The organism is Dokdonia sp. Dokd-P16, from assembly GCF_003095655.1.
Classification (GTDB): domain Bacteria; phylum Bacteroidota; class Bacteroidia; order Flavobacteriales; family Flavobacteriaceae; genus Dokdonia.
In genome coordinates this window covers 3469724-3489244 of record NZ_CP029151.1, presented here as the reverse complement: position 1 = coordinate 3489244, position 19521 = coordinate 3469724, and the positions used below count along the sequence as shown (strand labels likewise).

At 33.5% G+C, this 19521-nt stretch carries 12 protein-coding genes; all 12 read right to left on the bottom strand.

The genetic code is table 11. The annotated features are described in order from the left end of the window. Positions 1–8 precede the first annotated feature (8 nt). The 12 genes from DCS32_RS15485 to DCS32_RS16155 all read right to left on the bottom strand — a co-directional run bounded on the left by DCS32_RS15485 (position 9) and on the right by DCS32_RS16155 (position 19088). Complete coding sequence (locus DCS32_RS15485; protein ID WP_108879111.1) at positions 9–269, bottom strand: hypothetical protein; 261 nt, start codon at positions 267–269, stop codon at positions 9–11. 2 nt (positions 270–271) lie between these two features. Further along, a complete protein-coding gene (gene brxL / locus DCS32_RS15480) occupies positions 272–2272 on the bottom strand; it encodes a BREX system Lon protease-like protein BrxL (RefSeq protein ID WP_108879110.1) in 2001 nt (666 codons plus the stop codon). After that, a complete protein-coding gene (gene pglZ, locus DCS32_RS15475) occupies positions 2272–4812 on the bottom strand; it encodes a BREX-1 system phosphatase PglZ type A (RefSeq protein ID WP_108879109.1) in 2541 nt (846 codons plus the stop codon). The genes brxL and pglZ overlap by 1 nt, the downstream gene beginning before the upstream one ends. Continuing rightward, positions 4813–8373, bottom strand: coding sequence for a BREX-1 system adenine-specific DNA-methyltransferase PglX (gene pglX, locus DCS32_RS15470; RefSeq protein WP_108879108.1), 3561 nt, complete (start codon positions 8371–8373; stop codon positions 4813–4815). It lies immediately after the preceding gene. Further along, positions 8374–11874 carry a BREX system P-loop protein BrxC gene (gene brxC, locus DCS32_RS15465; RefSeq protein ID WP_108879107.1) on the bottom strand — a complete coding sequence of 1167 codons (3501 nt, stop codon included), beginning with the start codon at positions 11872–11874 and terminating at the stop codon, positions 8374–8376. Between the two features lie 4 nt (positions 11875–11878). Next, on the bottom strand, positions 11879–12466 hold the full coding sequence (locus tag DCS32_RS15460; RefSeq protein WP_108879106.1) for a BREX protein BrxB domain-containing protein: 588 nt from the start codon (positions 12464–12466) through the stop codon (positions 11879–11881). Between the two features lie 2 nt (positions 12467–12468). Continuing rightward, positions 12469–13065 (bottom strand): BrxA family protein, encoded by a 597-nt coding sequence (locus tag DCS32_RS15455; protein ID WP_162533675.1) that lies wholly within the window; start codon positions 13063–13065, stop codon positions 12469–12471. Positions 13066–13187: 122 nt separating this feature from the next. Beyond that, positions 13188–14456, bottom strand: a complete 1269-nt coding sequence (locus DCS32_RS15450; RefSeq protein WP_108879104.1) for a DUF2130 domain-containing protein — start codon at positions 14454–14456, stop codon at positions 13188–13190. A 59-nt stretch (positions 14457–14515) separates the two neighbouring features. Beyond that, complete coding sequence (locus tag DCS32_RS15445) at positions 14516–15439, bottom strand: helix-turn-helix transcriptional regulator (protein ID WP_162533674.1); 924 nt, start codon at positions 15437–15439, stop codon at positions 14516–14518. Positions 15440–15528: 89 nt separating this feature from the next. After that, positions 15529–17421, bottom strand: a complete 1893-nt coding sequence (locus DCS32_RS15440; RefSeq protein ID WP_108879102.1) for a VWA domain-containing protein — start codon at positions 17419–17421, stop codon at positions 15529–15531. Beyond that, positions 17387–18940, bottom strand: a complete 1554-nt coding sequence (locus DCS32_RS15435; RefSeq protein ID WP_108879101.1) for an AAA family ATPase — start codon at positions 18938–18940, stop codon at positions 17387–17389. The genes DCS32_RS15440 and DCS32_RS15435 overlap by 35 nt, the downstream gene beginning before the upstream one ends. A 4-nt stretch (positions 18941–18944) precedes the next feature. After that, the gene (locus DCS32_RS16155; protein ID WP_204161786.1) at positions 18945–19088 is read right to left on the bottom strand and encodes a hypothetical protein; all 144 of its coding nucleotides are present in this window, start codon (positions 19086–19088) and stop codon (positions 18945–18947) included. Positions 19089–19521 lie beyond the last annotated feature (433 nt).

Sequence of the window (19521 nt, the reverse complement as noted above, 5' to 3'; positions counted from 1 at the left end):
GATTTACTTTAAATCTTTTCAATCCATTGATTTTTAGCTCTCAAATAAAATCTGCCATCGGCTTTTTTACAAACTTTGACATTAATAGTTTTAAAATTAGTGCCGATTGGATGAGCTTTTCTTTCTGATGAGCTACATTCGATTACTATTTTTGTTGGTAAACCTTGACCTTTTAATGGTCGCACTCTAATTCTTCCAGTTTCAGAATCTTTAAAACTTTCACATTTTATGTTTTCGATAGTATTACCTAAAATCAAAAGGTCTTTCATTATTACAATTTTAAGTATGTGATTTCACAAGATTTGCACTTGCGTTTTGTTTGATCCAGATCGGCGATATTGAATCGACCTTCTCTTTTTTCAAATATGTCTAGGCCACGACCTAAAGTAATCTTCCATCCATTGTCTGCTGCTATGTATCTGTCGTGATGCTGTTCTAGTCGATAGGTTAAATGTATACCTAGCTCTTGCAAATTTTCAGACAATTCCTGAAAATAGTTCTTTGAATCTTCTATAAACTCTTCATTGTTCCATGAAATGACTTCTAGATTTATCAATTGCTCTGGATCTTTTAAAGATCCCAACATAGAACAAAACTCTAAAAGGTTTTTAAACTGATATGGTAATCGAATGTATGGATCTTGGATGGTAATATTTGTTGCTCCAACCAAATGATCTCCAAATAGCTTTTTATACGATATGCCAGTTTGATTATCTTTTAGAATGGTTTGTCCAGTTTTTAAGACAACTGGTTTTCTATAATTAATTTCAACACTTTCATCTGCTTCTTCTTGTTTAACTTCAATAGCTGCATTATAGTTTAAATTTTCTAATGTTTCTGGCTCATATTCCTCACGACTTGATTTTACTACATATTTAAAGGTTACTGGTTCGTTTCTAAATGTTTCATCAATGATATACAATTGATCTTTTACTCGTTTCCTTCCCTCTACCGCAAAGTCTAACAACTCTAATAATTCATCATCTGGAATGTTTTGATCTGGATATATAATCTTAGCAAGCCCTGAGAAGGATTTATAGATCGCAGTTTTATCTCTCGTGGTTAACGAACCATCTAAGGTTATTTTTTGATGTAAAATGCCTGAATAATCGTTCTTACGAAGTTCTCGCAGTAGCTCAGCAAGATAATCTACTATAAAACCATATTCATTTGAGAATACAGAACTTTTAAGAATACTAACTTCCCATCCAGGTACGTACATATGCATTCTATCTAAAAAAGCACCCTTTATATAACCGTCCGGAATGGATTCAAACAAGTGTGAGTTCTTCAACATATAAGGAACGTTGTGCTTTGTATTACCGACAAATGCCATTGATGCTGTAGCCTGATACGTCTCCTTACCACGGTTAAAGCTCTGATTTGCCATATAATTCTGCATAATTTTCACTAGATCTCCATCAGTACGGCCACCTTTTTCTTGCTCAAATTCATCTAAGGCTACCACATCCCAATAGCCTACTAATCCAATCTTATTTCCTGTGTTATTTACAAACAGACGGGCCTTACTTACATCACCACCAGATACTAATACACCGTGAGGAGATAACTCAGAAAATATGTGTGATTTACCAGTTCCTTTAGGACCTAATTCTATAAAATTATAATTGTTCTCTACGTGAGGAATTAATCTTGATAACTGTATAAGTTTATCTCTTTTATTAAAATACTCTGGATTAAGACCGATGCTGTGCATCATCAAGTCTAGCCATTCATCTGTGGTAAACTCCTTTCGCAAGTCAATATATTCTTGTACATCAACATTTGCTACTTGTATAGGTTTAAGATCTACGATAATCCATCGCATAGGCGTATCCTCTGCGTGAGAGTAACCCATATTTAAAATACACCAAACGCCACCACCGCTCAATAGCTTTTGGTTACTCATTACCATTGAATCTGGAATTGGCACTTTTTTCAAACCTAGGTTAGCAAACTCAGCTTCGTAGATGTTTGCACGATCATTTAAAGAAACATTGACCTTATCTATGATCTTATGATTACCAGTATCCCTGATAGTTGCTTTGATAATCTCAGAGTCAGAACGGTGCACATAATTGTCTTTAATTATGTTTTTTACTTTCTCAATACCTGTATTGATGATCTCTTCATCATCTATTGCACAGTATTGCCCAAGTAAATATTCAAGTACATACGCAGGTACAGGATTGTTTCCTTTTACCAGTGCTGTAAGATCTTTACGCACCACCTTACCTTCAAAATGTTGTATTATTTTATCTTTTAGTTCCATTAGAAATCTGGTGTTATGATGGTGTTATTTTGTACTTGCTCTTCTATAATTGGGTTGAGTGTATCTTCTTTATCAAAAACCTTAAGTTTAAATAAGGTAGCATCAGCTCCCTCACTAGATAATGTGAGTTCTATACGTGTCATACGCTCACTAGGAGACATTCCTGTGGCATTTAGATCTAGTTCTTCTAGATTACTTACTAGCGTGCCGTCTTTATATAAACCTATAGTTACACTACGCTGCTTTTCGTAGCGAGAAACTTCATTTTCTTGTAAGAGATTCAAACGTAAAATATTAGAGACAATTTTTAATTTGCCTTTATACACAAGTATAGGGTTTACTCTCTTAGTAACTTTCTCACGTTTTCTAGAACTTTCTATAAGTGGTACTACTAATTCTTGTAGACTACCACCACCGTGAACAAATTGATGACCTACGCCTTGTTTTCTATAACGATTTACAGAAGCTGGGATGGTCACAAATAAGTTCTCTTCAAAAACTGTCGTAGCGCTTAAAGGAATAGAATAACCTAATTCTGGCTCCATATTATCTTCTGTTAAGTAGTAGCGATTATGGGATTGTACCATATCTCGCTTTGGCAAACGTTCCTTTTCTTTTTCTTGAATCTTGCGGTCATTATAAAGAAAGCCGTGATCTGCTGTTATGAAGACCTTTGCAACATTGTAAGAACTATGAAGTTTCTTTATGAACAACTTTAATTCTAAAATTGCTTCTTTGGCAGCTTCAAAAGTCCTTCTCTCTGAACTCATTGTGTCTCCAGTATTATCAATAATATCGTGATAAATGTAAACCAGCCGTTTTTTAAAAATTGCTCTTCTTTCTTCTTGATCAAGATCTTCTAAATCGCTATAACTAAGCGCAAGTGCATCTTCTTGAGTGCTTTGTATAACCTTTTCTCTATTAGGAATACCAGAATTATTGATACCATTAATTTCAATAGATCCATTATTAAAAGCAATAGTTTTTCTAGGTAACAACTGTGCCATACCTACATTAGTCTTAGAAGGTATGGAGGCAAGCATATGTCTTAACTCTGCAGTGTTTTTAGTATCAGAATGCAACTCAGATAATAATTGTTCACCTACTTCATAGCGTAAGGCATCAGAGATAATGACTACAACTTTTTGATCTTGTGGTGCGATCTCCTTATTATAAAAATCATATTGTTTAGGCACTGGTAATGCCTTATAGTCAAACTTGAACTGATGTAAACACTGCAGCCACTCTCTGTTAAGTGTATCGGTATGTTTCTCGTAAGTTACATTTAGATCTTGATAGAGATTATCTGTGTCAATAGTCTCAGGAACTGCAGTCGTATCTAATTGCTTAAAAGCATTTTGAGCCAGACGGTATAATCTATCTATGGTAGACCAGCTTTTTGTGTATTGCTCTACATATTGTTCTGGTTTATTAAGCACATAACTTTGTATGCTATCTATCGCTTGAAACATTCTTCCCGTATATATCAGCCATTTAAGCATATGCTGTAAGGGCATAGCCATTTCAGGTTGCATTATTTGTATGTGTTCCGCTTTCGCGAAAGCGTACTCAGGATGCTCCCTCAAGGTAGATTGTAATCTGTCTACTATATCCCAGACCATCGCAGTTGTGTAAAAAGCAAAGTCTGCATCCACACCATACACCTGCAATAAGGTTGCACCCTTGATGTGTATTTCTGCTTTGGATAAGGTAGTAACAAAGTCTTGTGATAAGTTAGGATTACGCTCTACTTCATACAGAAGCTGGTTGAGCTGAGTGATTTTTGTAGGATCTTCTACTTTAAGATTACGATAAGGATCTTTTTCTACCTTACTAATATTTTGTGTAATATTATTATAAAGTACACTTTGAGCGGTCTTTTGTAATTGAGCAACAGATAACTCTTGGATAGCATAGCCAGTGCATTCATTTATTTTATGAAGCACCGTGTCTTCAAAATTTAATGAAGATACTTTTTTAACAAAACGCACCGCTTCATTGGTATCTTCTTTATTGGCTACCACCAATAAACGAGCTGAAAGTATAGACCAAGATTCAATTTTTTTAAATTTAAGAAAAGCAGAAACTAGCGCTCGCTGTAGTGCCGTCTCATTAAAATTGGAGGTGTTTAATATAGGCTCGCAAACCGATTGCACACCACTATATTTAAGCTCTGATATATAACGAGCTACTAGATTTTTCTGATGGCGTTTTAGTGCAAAACGCTCCATAAATTCTCCTACATTATCCAGTTGCAATTCTTTATTTGCCAGTAATAATCCCATTAAGGGAAAGTTGTGATAGGCATCTTGCGTAGCTGGCGAGGCAAGTGTTAGATACAAGAATACCTTTTCTGTATGTAGCTCTGTGAGTAATTTTACTTTAGTGCTAAAAGGCGTATTTTTATATTTTTCTATATGAATATCTTGCAGATCTAACGCATCTACCTCTTCTAGGTATTCTTGATCTTTATCAAAGAAAAAGAGTACCCTCAACCTAGGATTGTTCTTAAAATAGTCTTGTATTCTTTCTTTTAACATCTATTTTATCTTTTCAACTACACCATCAAACAATTTGTAATTCTCCGTCACACCATTATCTAGATCAAAAACGATTTGATTATCTGCAGCATCTTTTAATAGCATATCATATTCTTCACACTCGCGTAGGTCCTTACGTAGTTGATCTAGCCTACGGCCTTGTTGCGTGGTAAGGTTTGCTTCTTCTTTTTCTAAGGCAGCAATACTGGTATTGAGATGCTTTAAGTGTTCAAGTAAATAATTAGCTCTTATTTTCTCTACGGTAAAGGCATTCATACGGTGCATATATACGAGTACTTGAAAAGCTCCTTTTTTTGAACTGAATAACCAGTAAATAGGCTTCTTTTTATAAACCTTGCAATGGTCTTTCCAGAAGTCTTTAAGCAAGTATTTTTCTAGATCTTTATTGAGACCGTCTTGTAAGAAGTTCAAGTTTTCTGTTCTCGTTTCTTTGCCCCAGATGGTATCTAACAACTCTTGTATTTGATACAAGGCATCATCTTTAAAATTGGCTCTCGTTCCCATTAATGGTACAATGGCATCTTCATCTATAATTACGTGGCCGTTATTATAAGAATAGGAAGCCAACTCTTCTTGTGTAGGATTAGGATGCGCAATATTTAAACCTGGCTTGTCTAGACGGTAACGCCCCATAAATATACCGATGGCATAACTTATAAATTGCTGCATCACTACTGCTTTATTAATAGGCAGCTCAACAGCTGTAGCACCTTGTTCTCTAAACTGTGGTTCTAGTGCTTCTAGGTCTTTACCAGAAAGCTCATCTTGTAAAATGGTAATGTTTTTTAATGCAACTTCTGGAGTGAGCTCATCTTGTAAGCCATAAATGTCTATAAAAATGCGGTTGAGTTCTTCTTCATTACTTTGTAATTCAAAGAAGTCTTGGGTTACCTCTTCATCCCATTTTTGATACGCTTTCGCAAAAGAGTTGCAATTATTTAATAATGGACTTTGCTCAAAATCCCAGGAGATTTCTCGTGAATCCCAATCTTTTTTAGCAATTGAAATAACTTCTTCCACTCGCTTAAAACTAAAATCTTTTACATTGATTACTGGTATTTTTTTTAAATATCCAGATTCAAACCCCATACCTGGCGTAAGAATGTCTAAAATGGATTTTGAAACTCGAGAATTCAAAAGTGCCACAAGGTAATTTTGATCATTAATGTTCGTCTGAATTAAGGACTGTCCAGAATTGGAGAAAAAAAAGCCTTTAGGGAATGTTCTAAAAGAAGCTGAACCAGAGGCAATCGTACCCCAAGAAATACCGTGTTGTAAATACGAAGCTAGATTTGTAACAGTACGAGTTACTGAATTATATTTTCTTTTAGCCAACGTTTTAATCTCCTTTCCATCGTTTTGCCAATTAACTACCTCTAGATTATTTCCATACCATTTACGATAGGCTCCACCGTGATTTATAGGGTACCATTTGAAAATACTATTATTTGTGTCAGATAATGATCTAGCGGTTAGGTTCAATTTTTTAAAACTAACTTCTGACCAAAAGTGTATAAATTTTTTATTATTTAGAGTTTTCATCCCTTGCCTAGGATTCGAAATCTCTTCAAGATTTTTAGATACAGAAAAAATTCTTTGATATGTTTTATTAGCCCAATAGGCTATTGGCCTTCCAGGGATTTGATTGAAATAAGTTTGAGGAATACCAGAAAACTTATTATTTTGGATTATAAAATTTTTTTCTTTCTCGTGAACATTTCGATAATCAACTAATCTATAATATGTCCCTTTATCTATTTTATTACTGTTTTTAAGGATGAAAGCTGTTGATTGTACTACCTCGCCACTTAATTCTTCAAAAGATCTTGGACCTAGGTGCAGCATACTTTGAATACTATAATTTCCAATAATCATTTCTCTTAGTTTTTCATAAGATGATAAAAACATCCAAGAGTGTTGATTTATCATTCCCATAAAGCCCAGTTGTAAAGTCATTGAAAGCGTACTTTCCATAAATACAGCAAAAAGATCTGCTTTTGAAATAGGGTAATATTTACTCAAATATTTTTTAAGACCTGAGTTCATATTTGTTTGATATAAATATGGAGGATTTGCCACTACGGCAGTAAACTTTCGCGAAAGCGTTATCAATATAGGGATGTATTGCTCTAGCTTAGGTTTTATGGTTTGTAGCTCAAAAGTTAAATGCTCTTGAGTTTGCAAGTACTCATATCGTTCTATAATGAACTCTATAGATTCCTCGCTCAGGTTTAATTGCATTACAGAACCTAAGTTTTTAGCTTGTTGCATTAATTGTAATGCTTTCTCTACTTCTTCTATATAGTCTTTTCCATCTTCGCCAAGAAAGTATGTAATTTCTTGCGTGCTAAAAGCATTTGCTTCTGGCATTGGATAGATGTTCAATTGCCAGTCTTTACTCCATACGTCTGGATATACCTGTGCTGCTTTTAATAAGACCGCAAAAGTGGACAATTGTGCTGCACGATCGTCTATATCTAGTCCGTAGAGATTTTTTGAGAAAATGGTCTGTATTGCTTCTTCTGGTGTGTAGTATTCCTCTTGGTACATTTTATAGAGCAAGTCAAAGCCTTCTACGAGAATGTGACCAGAGCCACAGGCTGGGTCTATAAGTGTTAACTCTTCAACGTCTGCGATCAATGATTTTGCCGCACGCGCTTCGACAGGCTCAGCGTGACCGTCATTATTTTCATTAATAACCAAATATTTCATTTGGTCTTTAATAGGGCTATCTGGTTTATGGTCTAGCCAAATCTTACCTGCGGTATTCTCTACCATATATTTTACAATCCAGTTAGGTGTAAAAATCTGGGTAGCAGCTGGTATGTCTTTAGCTTCGGCTTTTTTATTATTATTAAAGGAAGTGAAAACTTCTTTTTTACGTTCTGAGATGTAAAACTGGTAGAGCCAGCCTATGAGTTCTACTTCTTTATACTCATCATCGCTTATAGCATCTGTGGTGTTTAATAAACTTAAAAAACCTTGATCTTGCAACATATTATCTGGCAAGAGTAGCTCTGTGTAATCGTCTAGTTTTCCAAAGACTTTATTAAGTGTATTGTGTGAGTGGCAATAGCCTACCAGCAATAATGCAAAAGCATCATTTTCTTTATTATAATCGCCTATAATACGTTGTAGTCTTGTTTTCTCTGCTGCATTGAGAAAATCATATTGTCCTTGTCTCGCTTTTTGTAAGAGTATAGGTGTATTGTTAAGACCATCTGCAAAATCCAGTTGTGGTAAATCGTACCCATTTTTGGCAAGAATACGTATCGCCATTAATCGATTAAACCACGTATAGGCTGCCTCTTCTACAACAACTTCAATTCCTTTTTTCTGTACCGCTTTTTTAAGCGACTGCCAGAGTTCTGGAACGTTATCATCATCAAAAGCATCACCTCTAAAGGTATAACCACCAGAAACAGCGTCTGGTTGTTCTAGTATTTCTCCCTTAGGACTAAAACCCCAATAGATCAGTTTTCTAGATACACCATCCATTAATAATGTACGTGCCTGCTGTGCAAATGTCTTTGTATTCATTTATTTAAGAATGATGGTTTTATTATCGTTTAACAGGGCAAGCATCTCTTTACGAACTTGCTTGAGGTAATCGTCTAGCTCTTCTTCGGTATCAATAGTACTCGCTTTGCCATTCATATAATACGTCTTAGCTTCCCTTACCACTCCACCTGTAGACGGAACAGCAGCAATTATCTTCTTGAGCTCTTGAGACTTGAAGTTTTGTACCTCAAGAAACTTGTTTTTTAAAGCAGATAGCGAATCAATACTTTTTAATCTCTTAAGTATAGCTCCTCGGTCTGCATATTCAGTTGGCTCTACCTCTTTTTTCTTAGCTTCTTTATCTAATTCATCAAAAACTTGCTCATACAAGGCTATTGTATCAGATTTTAATTCTTTGAGTTTAACATTAAGCGCCTTTTTAACTTCATCGTAAGCTTTACGTATATGACGGAAATCATTTCTAGGATCTTCTTCCTTTAGAAATGTATTAATCTTTTTTACTTTCTCAAGATCATCTTCTGCAAGCATTTTAACGTTATCGTTTTCTTCTCTAGCGAATGCTGCAATTTCTTGATACTCTTTAAATGCTCTGCGCAGGAAATCTTCCATTCCCTTGGTCTGGTCAAAAAGTATTTTGGCCTGTGGCTGTTCCTCTATAATATCTGAGAACAACTTTTTAATATTTCTCGTTTGAGACCAAGTTGTCACTTGTTGCGCACCAGTCTTAAAACAGTTACCAAATGGGTATTTACCATAATAAATATCTTCTAGGTCGTTATGCCATTTTAGTTTCTTCTCAAATGCATCAAGAAGGTTTTCATACAATACATTTTTATCTGTAGTAGCCGGCAATGTTTCATTAAAGATCTCCTTGTATGACTTGATTACACTATCTAAAATGGATTGATCAATCTCTTCACCGCTTACTACCTCACAAGACATACGCTCTGCTGTAGAAACTGCTTTATTGATAAAATCAATAACAGGATAACGTGGTTGTCCTTTGTAGACAAACTCACGCTTTTTCTTTTTAACCAGTTGCACTAGTACATCTAACACTGCTTCAAATCTCCAACCAAATGGTTCTTTTTCAAACTTAGCAATGAGATCGTGTACTGTAATTTGATTATTATTTGCTGAGATAAAATCATTTACAAGCTGCTCTGCAGGAGTTAGTAAATCTACAGGTATCTGATTATCTGCTGCAGAACGTTTTAAATCGGCTTGATTTCTAGCATACTCCTGACTGAGCTTGTGATTTTTGTAAATACCATCAAGATGCTTTTCGATCATATTTTTCATACGATCTTTAGGTGTAGCACCATTGACTTGATCTGACTCGATCACTTGGTTGAGTGATAAGTATCTTGCTTCAATAGTTTTATCTCGTAGCTTATTTGACAGCTTATCTCGTAGGAGATTATTTCTAGACTGGAAATTACTGTTAGTTTGGGATCGTTCACCTGTAGAAGATCCTCCTTGATTGATAAAGTATTTGTTTGTTTTACAATACCAATCAAATTCTGTCTTAAAGGTTTTATCATCGGTATACCACTCGTTAAGACAAATCACGAGCTGCTTTTTATCAATATCTAATGCTTTTTGCTGAAGCGGTGTGGTATCATTTAATAGCACTGTTAAATCAAAATCTCCATTGCGTAAAAATTCCTTTCCTTCGATGGCATATCCCATCTTAAAGTCATTCTGTCCGAAAGCAAATTTTTGATTGATCTGAATTATAGGTCTAAAGATCTCATCAAAATATTTGAGACGATCATCCATACCTACGACCTGACCTTTAATAAGGTTTTGGACATCCATTTCATCCTCATTAAAAAAGAAATAACTTCCTTTTTCTTGTCGTATAATACTTTCTGCTTGCAATTTTTCTAACACATTTAAAGTGTCTTTTTGAATTTGCATTTTATTCGCATCCATTGTATTCATCAAGAGAACACCTAAATTCTCAAGATTAGAAGGAAATGTTTGTCGTTGATTTTCTAAAAGATTGGAAATCATAAAAAGCACCTTAACAACACGTTGTGCAAATTCGCTTTCTTTCACATAAGATAACTGGAATGCATTCTCTATAGCCTTAGCACCTCTATTTGTTAAGTTAGTACGGAACTGTTTGTTAAAAAAGGCATCAAATGGTAAAAAACCACCAACTTCATCTTCGGCGTGTTTTTTAGCTGTGAAATGTGTAATTCCTAATACAGAACGCTCATTATCTTTAACCTCCTTAATTACAAACTTTAGTTGTTGAAACGCTTCAAAAACGTGCGCAATAAGTTTGAACTGATAAGGAATGAATGGATATCCTATCACAAACTCTTCTTCATCACGGTACCCTTTAAATAAGTCGTGATTAATCTTAAACTGATTCTCGATGTAGTCTTTATTCTCTTGGTACAGTTTACCAAGATATTCCATACCTGCACTGTTCTTATCAAGAACCCTGCGCTGTGTGATGTAAGAAGCGTCATTACTTTGTAGAGATATACGTGTGTCAAAACGACCTAGAATTTTACCAAATTCATCTTGCAAATCACTCATCCCATCTACCCCAGAACCTACATCATCAAGTGTTTGCTGTGCTGTACAAGCGATCCAGACTTGATTATTAAGATCATCACTTACTCGCTCAATAATATTCTGAAAGTTTAACAAAACTTCTTTATTAGTCCCGATGTATTGTGAAACTTCGTCTACCAAAAAGAGAAGTCGGTAATTTTTATCTTTATCCTTGAGGAAACCTTTTAGTTCAGGGATTAACGTAGCGTTGATACCTATTTTATAGCTTTCTGGATTTGAAAGCTTTGCGTGTAAAGAAACAATATCAAAAGAAGGGTACAGTTTTTTAGCAATGTCTAAAACATCTTGTAATTGAAATGATGCTACATCTGCTGCATCTATATCCCAATTAAATCCAGTCTCTTTTTCTATCTCTTTTTTAAATTCTTCTAGTTTTCCTTGCTGAGCCAACGGCTTTTCTAATAACAGCGCTAGAGGAATGTCATTTGCATTGAAGCCTCTAAACTTATTAAACATATTAAGGAAAATACGTGTCAGTCGTTCTTGATCGTTATCATCAGTTTCATCTTCTACATTAAAAAGAATATTGTCACAAGAGGAACCGTCCACACGGTTTTTTAATAACCTTATGTTATTTTGAGTAATATCATCATTACTCCCCGCCCTTGTAGCATCATAAGACTTCACCGCTTTTTCTAAGTATTCAAAAGCAAGGTCTGAGGTTTGAGGGTCTAACAAGTAATGAACATATTTGATATAGTGAGATTTACCAGATCCATAATATCCATTAATCCAAATACCCGTTTTACCTAACTTCTTATTTAATACTGTATTCAGGATTTGAAATAGCTTCTCAATAAGTTCATCTGTGAAGACATACTCTTTGATTTCGGCGTCAACCGTTTTTTCCTTTTTATCACTTACCGTTACAGCAGGGTTAATCTCTCGAAAGATATCTCTTTCGTATATTTCTTTTAATTTCATCTTTCTAGTTGATCAGTTTAATTGCTCGGTATAAATTTTCATCTCTTAGTAATCCAAATAGACTGTAGTATTCTTTTGCTTTTCCAGGATAAAATAGAATAATTTTAAATCCTCGAACGTATTTTTCAAAATTGCTCATAAAACGACTAGCACGTATATAAGGATAAGCATTCCCAAATCCTTTGCACAAGACATATGATACTTCATAAGGTTTTGAATTAGCTAAATGGTTTTGGATTTTATCATCAAGAAACTTCAGAAATCGATCATCATAAGCATCTTTATCCAATGATTTTCTAACAGCTTCTTGTTTTTGCAACTCGTGAGTTAAGTAAAAATCATATTTACTTACTTTACCAAATTTTGTTTCCTTTAACCAATCTATAAATTCTTCAAATATATCTAACACCATTACATCTAAATAACTATTAGGACGATGCAATCTATTTTTTATATCTAAAATCTCGTTTTCTATTTCATACTCCTTAGTGGCATCATACATATACATGTATGCAGGAAAGAATAAAGTTCCTGTTTCGTGATCCTGAAAATCTTTATCACTGAGTTTTGTATATAATTCTGGTATTGTCATACTTATAAACCTATAAAACAAGCTGTTAAAAACCAGTTTTCACCACTAGTATTGAAATACTCCCAAAATTCATTGTTTTCAATTGGACTTCGCATTAGTTGTTCATTTTCATAAAGTTCTGTCTCTTGTAATGCTCTTCGATATCTCGTATTTATTTTTTCTAGTGTAGATTGAGACCAACTTCCTACATAATCATCTTTAGATGCAATTTCATCTAATCGCATTGTAACATCATAAGTAGTTAAAGTCCTAGTAGTTTTAAACTTTTTCACTGCTACATCAAGATGAATATCAAATAAAATTTGATACGTTTTTAAAGCAATATAAAAAAGCCCTAGCTTTTGCTCACGCTCATTTAATTGATAGAAAAAAGTCCAAAAATTTTTCGGAGCAACCTCTCTTCTCCTAACAACCTCTTGAGATATTCTTTTTCTGGAAGCTCGGGTATCAATGCTCATCAAATTATTTTCTTCTATTTCTTTAGAAATTGCGTTATCAAAATCGTCTAAAAGTATTATATCCTTTAAGGCATTAAACTCATTATGCAATAATCCACCTGCAGTAAAATTGGCATTATATTTTGACTCTGGTTTATTCACTTTTTGTATTTTTTGTAATGTAAAATTTTGCTAAATGGGAGAATTCTTGAGCTAAAAGAAGTACTTTATCAAATATAGTAATACATTGAAGATTATTTGTAGGTAGTACCATATGATCGATTTTAATTACCTTCATCTTCTTGGACGTCTAGGTCTTCTTCTAAATCTGCTATAAGAGGTACCGCATTCCCGGCAATCCCTCTAATGCTTCCATACATTCCTGTGGTATTCAGAATTACCTTATCTATTTGCTTCTGTCTTCTTTTCCAACGTGTTTGAGTAGAGACTTTTTCCTTATTGAGATCTGTTTGCATATCTACAAATGCATCTTTAATAGCTTCTATCTGCATTCTAAACTCAGGACTTGTGAGATAATCATAAAGCATAGACATTTTATCGCCTTTGTTCGCTTGTGTAATTACCGCATTGCTTACGTTAATTATTGTCTGCCTTAATGCAGCACTTAATCCCTTAAATTCGGGATATGTACACACCCAAATGTTCTTATCTATCATCCCCATACGATCCATACCATTTGGTAGAACTTGAGTAACTATGACACCAATATTTGCATTCTTCTGTCTTAGATCATCTTTAAATTTTTCCACCCAGGTACGAGAGAAATTTTTCGCTCTTTTACTTTCGTAATAGATTGTCCCACAACCAGTCTGCTCGCGTGTGTTTACGATCTGAAGACAATCTGCACCATTAGCTCCCTTTTTTATTTCATCAATAGTGTCTAGAGGGAAATTGGATTCAAGCCAGTCTTCAATAGCAAGTTCTTGAACCTCCCCCTGAAGTTGCATAGAGCCTTGTTCTTGCTTGCGTTTCATTTCTTCAGTAAGCTTCTTTTGGTCCTCTAGTTGTTTATGGAGCTCTTTAAATTTGAGCTCATTTTCATCTTCGACTTTTTTGGAGATTTTTTGTCGCTCTTCCCTCAGTAAGTTGTCAAGTTCCTTTTGTTGCTCTACTTTAGCCGCTTCTACAGCCTCATCTTTTTCTCGTTTGAGTTTGGATATCTCCGCTTCTTTTCGATGAAGTTCTTTGACTTGTTCAGATTTTTGAGCAAGTTCTTTTTCCATAGACTTGAGTCTATTCTCATTTTCAGAGTTCAACCTTTTAGTAAGTTTTTCTTCTATTTCTATGGCAACTTTCTTTTTCTCATCAGCTAGCCGATCAAGGAAAAGTTCATTCTCTTTTTCTTTTTTCGCCAGAAATTCTTGTTGATCCGCATCGAGCTTTTCTTTCTGTTTTTTTAATTCAATTTGGTTCTGATTTAATTTCTCTTGATACTCTTTTTTTATTCCTTCCTCTAACTGATGTTTTAAAATATCATTTACATCAATAGAATTTCCACAATCGGGGCAGTTTATCGTCGTTTGATCTTTCATAGAGCTACTTTTTAAATACAATACAAACTTCGAATTGAAGTATGCAGTGGTTTTGCATACTAATAATTTTCTTTCATCTGTTGGATTTTTTCTATCATCTTCTGTTTAACAGATTCTGGAGAAACCACTGTGACATCTTCGCCAAATGACAGTAGTTTTTGATACAATTCCCGATTTGGAATTACTTCAATAGTTCGGGTAAGCCCAGACGGGTCTGTAGTAACATTCTTTTGGGTAGCACCGTGTATAGGCTTTGTATCAATATATTTTATTCTGCTTTCGCGAAAGCGTAAGGTGATCAATACAGGTTTTTCATCACTTTTAGATACTCCTATCATTTCATCAAAATAATCTCCCCACTCGATATGTGTCTCAATAAATTTGTTGTCATTTGGTAGAATGTCAAGAATACGATCCAAGGCTAAAGTGGTCAACCCGGAATATCCATTCTCAGAAATTTGATGTCCAAATAGAAACCATCGATTATTAAATTGCTTTAAGTGGTAGGGGTGTATGATACGATTTTCCGACTGCTCTTGATTAAATGACCTATAGGTGATTTCAAGTACTTTCTTTTGAATAAGATAATTGTAAATTTTCCCTACCCAAGACTGTCCTACATAGTCTCTATTGGATTGATAACTTATAAGTGAGCTGTAATCATTATGTGCAAATTCAAAAGCTGCTTCTATACGAGGAAGAAGTTCATCTAACCATTCGAATTCTTCTCGATATCTATATCTAGAAAGTATAGATAGTGTTGTTTTAAGCTGCTCTTGATCTGACTGGTTGAGAGGATGATCAGCTAGAGAAAACTTTGGGTCTGCATAGCGAAATATTCTTTTTCTTCCATCATTAAGGCCTTGAGCTAACTCAATACCAAAGCCTTCACTAGATTCCATAAATGCAATGTCATACTGCATTTGCCTTAAAGCAATACCATCGTAGCCTAATTCTATAAGTTTGGAATTGATTGTATCCAAAAGCTTTATTTTGGTGTAATTTATTGCTGGATTGCTAAAGCACCTGTCTAGAATAGAATACCTTATTTGGGCTCCTTTAGTGATTGCCATTATGCATTTATAGTTTTTATTGTTACGATTAAATCTTTTAGTTCATCGTGTCGTGGGTCGTATTGCCACACGTTATCACAAAAACCTAATGCTTTTTTATTATAGCTATTGCCAATTACTAGCGAGTTAAATTTATTACCATTCTTTTTTAAACTTTCAATTGAGTCTAATGCGTCATCATCAAGGTTTCCGAAAATTCCATCTGTAATTATAAGTAAATCTGATTTCTCATAATCTGCAGTTTTCATTTGGTTTATTGCTTCTAGGACTGCCTCAGATGCATCAGTTCCACCGTGAAAAGACATCTGTAAAAAGTCAATGAGCTTGACTAAGGAATCTTTAATATTTGTAAGCTCAAATGTTTCGACATTTGTTGAAAATGAAATAAGAAAAGCTTTTCGTTTTTCCCTAACAGCAATCTTCGTTATTGCGAAGGCCATTATTTTCGCTAGAAATTCAGGTGTGCCATTCATTGAGCCACTGGTGTCAACCGCTATAATAAATGGTCCTTTATCTTTTTCAATTTCTTTAGCTCGTTTTTTATTTACAGATTTTTGATTGTAATCTCTTTCTTCAGTAACATACCTAAAGGTTTGTAATCTTTTTTCTGCAAATCTTTTGTAAAAAATACTTTCAGTTTCTATGTCACTAAAAAGAGCTAGTTCAACTGGTAACAGATTATTGAGATCGTCGCTTTCGGTTATTCCTATAAGTTCAGATTTTCCAAAATTATTTATTTTCAGTCTTGAAATAACTTCAATCTCTTCAAACTCTTCTTCCTCTAATTGAGCCTCTGCTTTTCGAAATTTCCCTAATAACTTAGCAATTTCTTGTAAATCCTTGTTTTCCTTTAGTTTCTGAGCATATTCTTCAAGTAAATTAAAATCTACTCTTTGCCAGTTTCCAGTAGACATGTTCCAAAGTCTACCTAAATCCGTTGTTTCATAGATAAATGGTGTTAGTACTATTAAAAGTTCTTTTAAGGAATCAATTTTAATATATAATTCTTTTAAGCATTCGATTCTTGCGTCATCGATAATTCTAATTTTTTGCTGAAGTTTCTCAAATGATAGTTTATCTTTCCATTGATTAGTCAAGGTACTTTTTACAGATTTCAAGACTTCTGGATCTAATTGCACCTCTTTCTCTATTATACTTTCAAACTCTCTTTGATATTTGTTTATGTCAAAATCTCGCTTTTTGTATTTCTTTTTTAAAAAATCTTTATAAGTATTCCAATTTGCCCATTCAGTTTTGAAATCTTCAATTTTTAGACTATCGAAGTTTTTTTTAAGTTGATGTTCAGCAGGGGCTGTGTTCGCTTTTAAGAGTTGTTGACCAATTGCAGTGTTGTATTGTTTTTTTATCAATGAATCCCATTGTTTAGCTATATTTCCATGGAGTTTATAAAATTCTTTAACCTTTGTATTCTTCTTCTCATTGATCACAAAATTTAGAGCACTTTTGTAATTGTTAATTTGAGACTTACCGAGAATGCTACTATCCTTAATTAAATTTAATTCATCATCGAATTGACCAATTGGAAGCTTGTCAAATTGTTCGAGGAGCTTCTCTTCTTTTTTAAAACTATGCTCACTGACAATATTAGTTTCAATTCTTTCTAAAAGCTGAAACAATTCTTTAATAAATTCATTTTTTAAGTGCGGTTGACTTTTTAAAATAGATGAGATTTTATCATCTGTTATAAATGAATTAATAACTTCCAAATATATCTTGCTAATATTTGACATCTCCACAGGAACATAAATCCAATCTTGAATAATTTCAGTAATTTTTGTGCGCTCTTTCTCTGTTGAAATGGTTCCAAATTTTATAAAACGAGTAAATATTTCGTTATTAGAGTGCATCATATTCCTTTTTAAGATTTTCAACTTTTATTTTTTCTAATGCAAAGCTGTCTATAGTTTGGTTTAGATTATATTCTGCTAACGCCGCTAACTTTTGATTAATGAAAATATTATTTCTCAGTGAAGCCAAATCTTTATTTTTAAAAGCTTCAATGGTCTTAATTATTTTATCTATTTCCTTTGAAATAATTGAGACTTTTTTGTCCCATGCTGTAATTATTGCGTTATGAGGTTTTTGTGTTACAATTTCTGTTTTAGATTTACGATTTTTGGTTAATTCATAATCTATACCTTTTGAGTAGTTACTGTCCCAACTATCAAGACTTCTTATTCTTATGGTTGTGGGATTGATTAGTTTTATTTCATATTTTCTTCTGTCATATAAGTTTCTTGACAACAACTGATATGTTTGGTATTGTGATTTAGAAAGTTTCACATAGTCAGTTTTCAATAAATATGAATAAGGACTAAAATCTATTACTTCAAAATATTCTTTATTATCAATGTTTTTTACTTTTGGTTCATAGTATATTATCTCCCTCTTTGCACTTATTTGATTTTCAATATCCAAGTTTAGGTCTTCAATTTCGTTAGAAAACATTGAAAGACTGTATTTTAAAGAGTAACCGTGGAGTTTTATAGCGTCTGTAACAAAGCCTTTCACAATATCTATTTGTTCTACTTCATCCCAAATGGTGTGAGCAATCAGAAAGCAATCCATTAAATCTATACTCTCTCTATCATTGAGAAAAGCACTTGTCTTCAGAACTTTTATTATTTTTTTCCAGCGTCTATCTGATACATATATAGCTTTCTTAGTATCTTCTTTTTCATTATATTTTATAATGTAATTTCTAATTACGTTAATTACATTAAGGGCTTCGTCAGATATTTTAACCTTACCAATACTCGTTTTCCATTCATCAAATTCAGCAGTTGTTATTTTATCTATTTCATCAATAGTTGCATCAAAGCCAATATTTTCGGTCGATAAGAATATGTTAAATTTATTTGGGTCAGATATGTTTTCTACTAGGTACCGAATAATGAATCTATCCCAAAGTGCTTCTAAACCTTCTCCTGTTGCGGGTAATTCGTTTGAAGCCGAAATTAAACCTTTAAGAGGTATTTGAATTTCTTGTTGTCCATTTCGGTAAACCTTTTCATTTATAACTGTTAACAATGAGTTTTGTATTGAAGGTCCCGCTTTCCATATTTCATCAAGAAATACAATATCTGCCGTTGGCAGATATTTCTCAGTAATTCTCTCGTATTTATCTTCTTTTTTGAGTTTAGATATTGCAATTGGGCCAAAAATTTCATCAGGTGTACTAAATCTGTTCATTAAATACTCAAATGAATTTCCATCTTTGAATACTTCTTTTATTCGTCTTGCAATCAAACTTTTGGCAACGCCTGGTTGTCCTAATAAAAAGATGCTTTCGCCAGCAATTGTAGTAAGCAATGTGAGTTTTACAATTTCTTCACGTTCAAAAAGGTTTTCATTAAGAGCGTGAAGAATTCTATTAATTCTCTCTTTCATCAAACTATTTCTTTGATTTTTGATTTGGGTTTAGTTGTTTACCTCTATTTCCATGAACTTGTGAATGTTGTTTATTTTGTCCATTTGTTCCTTTATTAGCATTATTGTGATTAGCTGAATTATCTTTAGGTGTAATTGGTTTACTCATAATTTGAGAGATTTTATAATTTATTAGGTCAGTTATATAGCTGATTAAGATTTTACGTACTTCAATATACTATTTATACATTGTAGCAAATTACGGGTTTTCCCATAAAAGCTATAATTATAGAAATTTAGAATTCTATAAATCTAGAATTATAGATAAATAGAGGGGTTTCCGTTGATTAATGAGCAACATGATTTTAATGTTAAAGTTTAAATTTCATAATTGTAAAGGAGATTATTGGGGTTTTAAATCACTTATTATATCTCCAGTATTGATGCTTTTTTGCTTAAAATAAAATCACAATGCTCACCCTATTACTATTTATATAAAAATATAAACATAGTAATGCCTCTTTCCTTTAAGCCTTAACAATATAGAAACATGGGGTGTTGAGTATGGTTGTAAATTTGTTGAAATCATAACTTAAAACTCA

Coding starts and splice junctions, on each gene's coding strand:
- pglX (WP_108879108.1), bottom strand. CDS start 8,373: ATGAATACAAAGACATTTGCACAGCAGGCACGTACATTATTAATGGAT.
- DCS32_RS15485 (WP_108879111.1), bottom strand. CDS start 269: ATGAAAGACCTTTTGATTTTAGGTAATACTATCGAAAACATAAAATGT.
- brxL (WP_108879110.1), bottom strand. CDS start 2,272: ATGGAACTAAAAGATAAAATAATACAACATTTTGAAGGTAAGGTGGTG.
- DCS32_RS15450 (WP_108879104.1), bottom strand. CDS start 14,456: ATGAAAGATCAAACGACGATAAACTGCCCCGATTGTGGAAATTCTATT.
- DCS32_RS15460 (WP_108879106.1), bottom strand. CDS start 12,466: ATGACAATACCAGAATTATATACAAAACTCAGTGATAAAGATTTTCAG.
- DCS32_RS16155 (WP_204161786.1), bottom strand. CDS start 19,088: ATGAGTAAACCAATTACACCTAAAGATAATTCAGCTAATCACAATAAT.
- brxC (WP_108879107.1), bottom strand. CDS start 11,874: ATGAAATTAAAAGAAATATACGAAAGAGATATCTTTCGAGAGATTAAC.
- pglZ (WP_108879109.1), bottom strand. CDS start 4,812: ATGTTAAAAGAAAGAATACAAGACTATTTTAAGAACAATCCTAGGTTG.
- DCS32_RS15435 (WP_108879101.1), bottom strand. CDS start 18,940: ATGAAAGAGAGAATTAATAGAATTCTTCACGCTCTTAATGAAAACCTT.